The 6,030-nt window shown below is 63.5% G+C and carries 5 protein-coding genes and 1 pseudogene; 1 reads left to right on the forward strand and 5 read right to left on the reverse strand.

The window, feature by feature from the left end; translation table 11 throughout:
• The 5 genes and pseudogenes from RMO57_RS03570 to RMO57_RS03590 form a co-directional block, all read right to left on the reverse strand.
• Positions 1-215 (reverse strand): annotated as a pseudogene (locus tag RMO57_RS03570) (hypothetical protein); the annotation flags it as partial.
• A 2-nt stretch (positions 216-217) separates the two neighbouring features.
• Entirely contained in the window at positions 218-763 is a 546-nt protein-coding gene (locus RMO57_RS03575) for a rhodanese-like domain-containing protein (RefSeq protein WP_310384294.1), read from the reverse strand.
• Positions 764-1,034: 271 nt separating this feature from the next.
• A complete protein-coding gene (locus RMO57_RS03580) occupies positions 1,035-1,613 on the reverse strand; it encodes an iron transporter (RefSeq protein ID WP_310384295.1) in 579 nt (192 codons plus the stop codon).
• A 359-nt stretch (positions 1,614-1,972) separates the two neighbouring features.
• Positions 1,973-4,225, reverse strand: coding sequence for an EAL domain-containing protein (locus RMO57_RS03585; protein WP_310384297.1), 2,253 nt, complete (start codon positions 4,223-4,225; stop codon positions 1,973-1,975).
• A 22-nt stretch (positions 4,226-4,247) separates the two neighbouring features.
• Entirely contained in the window at positions 4,248-4,766 is a 519-nt protein-coding gene (locus RMO57_RS03590; RefSeq protein WP_310384299.1) for a peptidylprolyl isomerase, read from the reverse strand.
• A gap of 52 nt (positions 4,767-4,818) precedes the next feature.
• On the opposite strand from RMO57_RS03590, the gene RMO57_RS03595 reads away from it, so the two are divergent.
• Positions 4,819-5,943 carry a JmjC domain-containing protein gene (locus tag RMO57_RS03595; protein ID WP_310384302.1) on the forward strand — a complete coding sequence of 375 codons (1,125 nt, stop codon included), beginning with the start codon at positions 4,819-4,821 and terminating at the stop codon, positions 5,941-5,943.
• Positions 5,944-6,030: the final 87 nt, after the last annotated feature.

Raw genomic sequence — 6,030 nt, forward strand, 5'->3', positions numbered from 1 at the left:
CCCCATTTGCCGAAATACGCGCTGCCCAGCGTGTGCGCCGGCGCAACGAAGGCGGAGAGTGCCGCCCCGAAGCGCGCGATGCCGCCCGACGCGCCGAGCCCGGCGCCAAGAATGACGAACGAGGCCAAGAGCACCAGCCCAAGCAGAACCCCCACGAGGTAGGGATTCCCGTAGGGCGCCGGCTGGCCACGACGATCGTCGCTTGCAGTCGTCATGATCAGCAGCCCGCGCTCGACTTCGTCGGTGTCGAACGGGCGGCCGGCGCCGCGACCGCCGCCTTCGCGGCAGTCGGAGCTTTTGCCGCTGGAGCTTGAACTGGTGCTGGAGCGGGGGCTAGGTCTGACGGCAGTAGCGCCGCGGTATCGTTCCAGTAGGCTTCCAGTCCGCCATGCAGCACCCTGATCGACCGCCGGGTACCTTGTGAGAGGATGCCACCTACAGCCATGGCCAGCGAGCCGTCGCGATCGACGATGACCAATGGGACGTTGCCGTTGCGATAGGACGGGTTGGCGATGACATCGGCGATGCGCACGTTGGCCGACCCGGGCAGGCTGAAATCGGCATAGGGGGCCGGCGGGCGTATGTCCACGATTTCAAACGTGCCAGGGAGATCCATCAACATGCGTTTGAGTTCAGGGGCACTGATGCGCTGCGGCAACGCGGCGGACCCTGCAGCTGGCTCAGCCACGACCGCGGTCACAAGGATCGTTGCCAGAATGAATACGGCCGCACTCAGGGGCGCGCGAGGTGTCGTATTTCTCATTGCCGAACTCCTTTGCGCGCCTGATAAATTCGAGCCTGTGTTGACTGGCCGCTAGGCGACTTCATCGGCGCGTTGCGCCGCAGTCAGGTCGGCCAGCACTGCGAGCCAGAGAACTTTTTACTGCGCGGCCGCCATGCGTCGTTGGCCGGATGCTCGAAATCCTCACGTACATGGAGTACGTTGCGGTTTCTGTGCTCCGTCCGCCTAGCCTGACGGCCGCTCGCTACAAAATTTCTCAGTCTCTGAGTTCGTGTTGACGAACAGCCGCTTCTCAACGATTCGGGGTCGAGACTTCTGTCACCTTGCCGTCTGTCAACTTGAAGTGAAATCTCGCGCTCACCGGCGTGGACCAGAGATCCTTGTCCTTGAGCTCACGCTGAAAGGTCGGCACATCGACCGTTGTCGTCACTGCATAGGTTCCATCGCCTAGCAAGGCACTGTTCGCCGAGTAGTGCAGCCCGCTGCTGCCCCACATCGGCGGCAGCAGCAAGGTCATCGTCTTGCCTGTATCCACATTGGTCGCGTTGAACGACACATTCGCATATGGGATGCGCGTCTTGGACCGCGGATCGGTGAGTTTGAGTTCGACGTGGAAACGCTCGGCGGCCTGCGGAGCATGGGCGCCCCAGGCGGGCGGTGTGCCCATGGACATCCACATCGCCTCCGAACCCTCGAGGCTGAGCTGGAAGTCCATCTTCCCGGTAACGACACGCCCGATAGGCACTTCCTTCTTCGTCGGATCGATGGCGGGCACGAGCGGCTTCGGCTTGGGGGCTGTAAGCGGAACCTCTGCCCATGACGACACGGCGAAGAGCAGGCATGCGGCGGGAAGCATTGTGGTGATGTTCATATGCCCAGCTTGGGCGGGCACAACGTCGGCGTCTGTGCGCTGCCGTACCCAGCGATCAGCTCGAAGGTCACGGGCGCACCCCGGTGCGGCTACCGCCAGTTCGCTGTTCGCGCGAGCTGCCGCTGACCTGCGCCGCGTTGGGCCTCGACCGTCCGCAGCTCAAATTCTGCTGAGGGGCAGGTCCTGGAGGTGCACCGGCCACTCAGCCCTCGAACGATCCATTGACCGGTGGTGAAGGCAGCGGGCGCTGGCCCGCTAAAACTCAGCGACGGCAGACAGCCTTCCAGCGTCGGGCGATCTCGCGCGATGAGTGACAGCGATGGGCACATTGCAGCCAACCAGATCGCGCCAAATTCGACTCAAACGCCAGTCATAAACCCACTCGCCGAACCATCCCGCTCCCGCACGAAACTGCTGAACGCCTCGGCCGGCATCGGCTTGGCAAACAAGTAACCCTGTACTTCATTGCAGCCCTGCGCGCGCAGAAAGTCCAGCTGGCCTTGCGTTTCCACGCCCTCGGCGATCGTCTGCAGCCCGAGGCTTTTGGCCATGCTGATGATGGCGCTGACGATGGCACGGTCTTCCGGGTCGTTGCTGAGGTCACGCACAAACTGCTGGTCAATCTTGAGTTTGTAGACGCGGAACTTCTTCAAATAGCTGAGCGACGAGTAGCCGGTGCCAAAGTCGTCGATCGACATGCGCACGCCCCGGTCATGCAGATCATTCATCACCGCGATGGCGCCGAGCGGATTGTTCATCGCTACCCCCTCGGTCAGCTCCAGCTCCAGCAGCGCCGGCGGCAGTTCGCAGTCGTCCAGGATGCGGCTGATCAGGGCCGGCAGGTCGGCGCGGCGGAACTGCACCGAGGACAGATTGACCGCCATGATCAGTTCGGCCATGCCAGCCGCCATCCAGTCTTTGAGTTGACAGCAAGCCGTGCGCATGACCCATTCGCTGATCTGGAGAATCAGCCCGCTGGCCTCGGCAATCGGGATGAATTCGGCCGGGCTGACCGAACCCAAATCGGGGTGCTGCCAGCGCAGCAAGGCCTCGGCGCCAATCACCCGGCCGCTGGCGATGCAGATTTGCGGCTGATAGTGCAGGCTCAGCTGCGCGCGTTCCAGCGCCCGCCGCAAGGCGTTCTCCAGCAGCAGGGCACGGGCCGCTTCGGCCTGCATCTCGGCGGTGAAAAAACGAAAGCCGTTGCGTCCGTCCTGCTTAGCGCGGTACATGGCCACGTCGGCACAGCGGCACAGCGCGTCAAAGTCCAGCCCGTCGAGCGGATACAGCGCCACGCCGACCGAAGGCGTCACCGTGATTTCATGCTGCTCAATCAGAAAGGCCTGTGTGGCCAACTCCATCACCTTGGCCGCCACATGGGCGGCGCCGGCCGCATCGGCGCCGGGCAGCACCAGGATGAATTCGTCGCCGCCCAGGCGCGAGACCGTGTCTTGTTCGCGCACCGCCAACTTGAGCCGGCGCGCCAGCTCCTTGAGCAGTTCGTCACCAAAGCGGTGGCCGAGCGAGTCGTTGACGTTTTTGAAATGGTCCAGGTCGAGGAACAGCAGGGCCAAGGTGTCACCGCGGCGCTTGGCGATGTCGATCGCCTGGTTGCTGCGGTCATTCAGCAGCGCGCGGTTGGGCAGGCCGGTCAGCGCATCAAAGTGGGCAAGTTGCTGGATGCGTGCCTCGGATGCTTGCTGCTCCCGCACTTTTTGCTGCAGCGCCTGCACCGAGGCATTGAGCTGCTCGGTGCGCTGCGCCACCATGTGTTCGAGCTGCTGCTTGGCTTTGACGAGGGCGGCTTCGGCGTTCTTGCGGGCGCTGATGTCCATGGTGATCCAGATCGAGCCCAGGCCCAGATTGCTGGCATCAATCGCCTTGCTGCGTACCTCGCAGAAGATCGGCGTGCCGTCCTTTTTGCGCAGCAGCAGTTCGCCTTGAAAGGCAAGGCCGGCGGTAAACGGCGCGTAGCACAGCCGGCCGGCCTCATCCCAGGCCTCGTCGCTCAAATACCATTGGCGTGAGGAGCTGCCGTCCAGCTCACCCGGGGCGTAACCGAGTAACTCCTCAAAGCTGCGATTGCACTGGGTCATATGGCGGTCGCGCAAGAACACGATGCCGACCATCGCATGGTCCAGGATCAGGCGCTGGCCGGTGGTGACGGACAACAGTTTGGCCTCGGCGATTTTTTGCTCGCTGATGTCGTCGACGATCCAGATCGAGCCCTCGAATGCGTCCGCCGGGTTGATCAAGCGCCCGGTCAGGCTGCACCAGAACAGCGTGCCGTCCCGGCGCTTCATCAGCCGCTCGGTCTTGAAACGCTGGCCGCTGGCCAGCACCGGGTAGGCTTCGGCACCGAGCAGCTTGAATGCGGCCTCATCAGGATAAAGATCAATGCTGGCGAAGCCCTGCATATCCTCCGCGCGGGTCTGACCAAAGATCTCGGCAAAGCGCTGGTTGCAGCGCAGGATCCGCCTTTGCTTGACAAAGACGATGCCGACCCCGGCGGTCTCGAGAATCACCTCGCGCTCGCGCAGGGCTTGCTCGCGCAGGGCTTGCTCGAGTTGCTGGTAGACGCTGGAGACCGAGTACGCCGTGGGCTCGGTCATTGGGGCGGGCAGCAAGCAGTGGTCAATGCAATTGGGCGTCAGGTGGCGCACCATGACTGACTTGGAACACCGCCTCGCCGAGGCTGCCGGCTTCGATTTCTGCTTCGCTGGCCTCGCGCACGTCCAACACCTTGACGTGCATGCGCAGGCCGACGCCGGCCAGCGGGTGGTTGCCGTCCAGCACCACATGCTCGGGGTAGATGTCGGTGACGGTGTAGATGGCGGTGGGCATGCCCTCGGTCACGGCACCCTCGGGCAGGCCTTCGATCTGCATGCCGGCGTCGACGCCGTCGGGGAACAAGCTGCGTGCTTCGAAGCACACCAGGGCGGAGTCATATTCACCGAACGCGTGCTCGGGCTCCAGCGCAATGCTGGCCTCGAAGCCGGCTGCTTGGCCCGCGAGTTCCTCTTCGACCTTGGCGAACAAGTCGTCACCGCCATAGAAAAAGTCCAGGGGCTCTTCCAACTCGTCAATCAGCTGACCTTGGGCGTCTTCGAGTCTCCAGCGCAGGGAGACGATGCAGGGGGCAGAAATTTTCATGCCGATATTGTTTCACAGCCCTCGCGACGCCGCAGCAAGCACAATCGCCCCCATGAACATTGAAACTCCATTGCCGCTGCTGGCCGGCCTCTCGCCCACGCAATTCATGCGCCGTCACTGGCAGAAAAAACCGCTGCTGGTGCGCCAAGCGCTGCCCGGCATCAAATCCCCGCTGAGCCGCACCGAGCTGGCCCGCCTGGCCGCCAGCGAGGACGTCGAGTCGCGCTTGGTCAGCGCATTCGAGAACCGCTGGGCGCTCTATCCCGGCCCGGTGGCCAAGCTACCGCCGTTCTCTAAACCCGGCTGGACGCTGCTGATTCAGGGCCTGGAGCAGCATCTGCCGGCCGCGTCCGACTTGTTGAATCAGTTTCGCTTTGTGCCCGAGGCGCGACTCGATGATCTGATGATTTCCTACGCAACGGATGGCGGCGGCGTCGGGCCCCATTTCGATTCCTATGATGTGTTTTTGATTCAGGTGCAGGGCCAGCGCCGCTGGCGCATCGGCCGCCAGCCGAACGCGGAGCTGCGCGACGACGTGCCGCTGAAGATCATCAAGAATTTCGAGCCCGAGCAGGAATTCGTGCTCGACGCCGGTGACATGTTGTATCTGCCGCCCGGCTGGGCCCATGACGGCGTGGCGGTGGGCGAGTGCATGACTTGTTCGGTTGGTTTTCGCACGCCTTGGCGGGCCGAGCTGGCCAAGGACTTGCTCAGCCGACTGATGGACGATGAAGATCAGGGTTACGCCAACCGCATGTATGCCGACCCCAAGCAGGAAGCGACCACCACGCCGGGCTTGGTGCCCGATCAATTGTTGGCTTTTGCCCGCGACGCCGCCGAGCGAGCGCTGCGCGAGCCGCGTGCCTTGGAGCGGGCCTTGGGCGAGGCCTTGACCGAACCGAAGCCGCGGGTTTGGTTCGAGGCCGGTGCCGAATATCAGCCGGATCAGGGGGTTAGTCTGGATAGGCGCAGCCGCATGATGTATGACAAGGCCCATGTTTTTATTAACGGCGAGTCCTTCCGCGCCAGCGGCCGCGATGCGACGCTGATGCGCGCCTTGGCCGACAGCAAGGTGTTGACCCGCAAGCAAGTCGCCCGGCTCTCCGAAGGTGCGCGTGAGCTGCTGGCCCAGTGGGTGGAAGATGGATGGGCTCGAAACGAGGCGGAGCAGGGCTGATGGAGGCCTTGCAGGCGGCCAAATTCGAAGGCCGGTCGGCCTTTGTTTCGAGCCTGCGGCAGGTGCTGCTGCAGGCCTGCGCGGCGG

The organism is Roseateles sp., from assembly GCF_031397715.1.
Taxonomy (GTDB): Bacteria; Pseudomonadota; Gammaproteobacteria; order Burkholderiales; family Burkholderiaceae_C; genus Paucibacter_A.

Bases quoted from the DNA above. Each gene is read 5' to 3' on its own strand.
- RMO57_RS03595 (WP_310384302.1), top strand. From the start codon at position 4,819: ATGAACATTGAAACTCCATTGCCGCTGCTGGCCGGCCTCTCGCCCACG.
- RMO57_RS03590 (WP_310384299.1), bottom strand. From the start codon at position 4,766: ATGAAAATTTCTGCCCCCTGCATCGTCTCCCTGCGCTGGAGACTCGAA.
- RMO57_RS03580 (WP_310384295.1), bottom strand. From the start codon at position 1,613: ATGAACATCACCACAATGCTTCCCGCCGCATGCCTGCTCTTCGCCGTG.
- RMO57_RS03585 (WP_310384297.1), bottom strand. From the start codon at position 4,225: ATGACCGAGCCCACGGCGTACTCGGTCTCCAGCGTCTACCAGCAACTC.
- RMO57_RS03575 (WP_310384294.1), bottom strand. From the start codon at position 763: ATGAGAAATACGACACCTCGCGCGCCCCTGAGTGCGGCCGTATTCATT.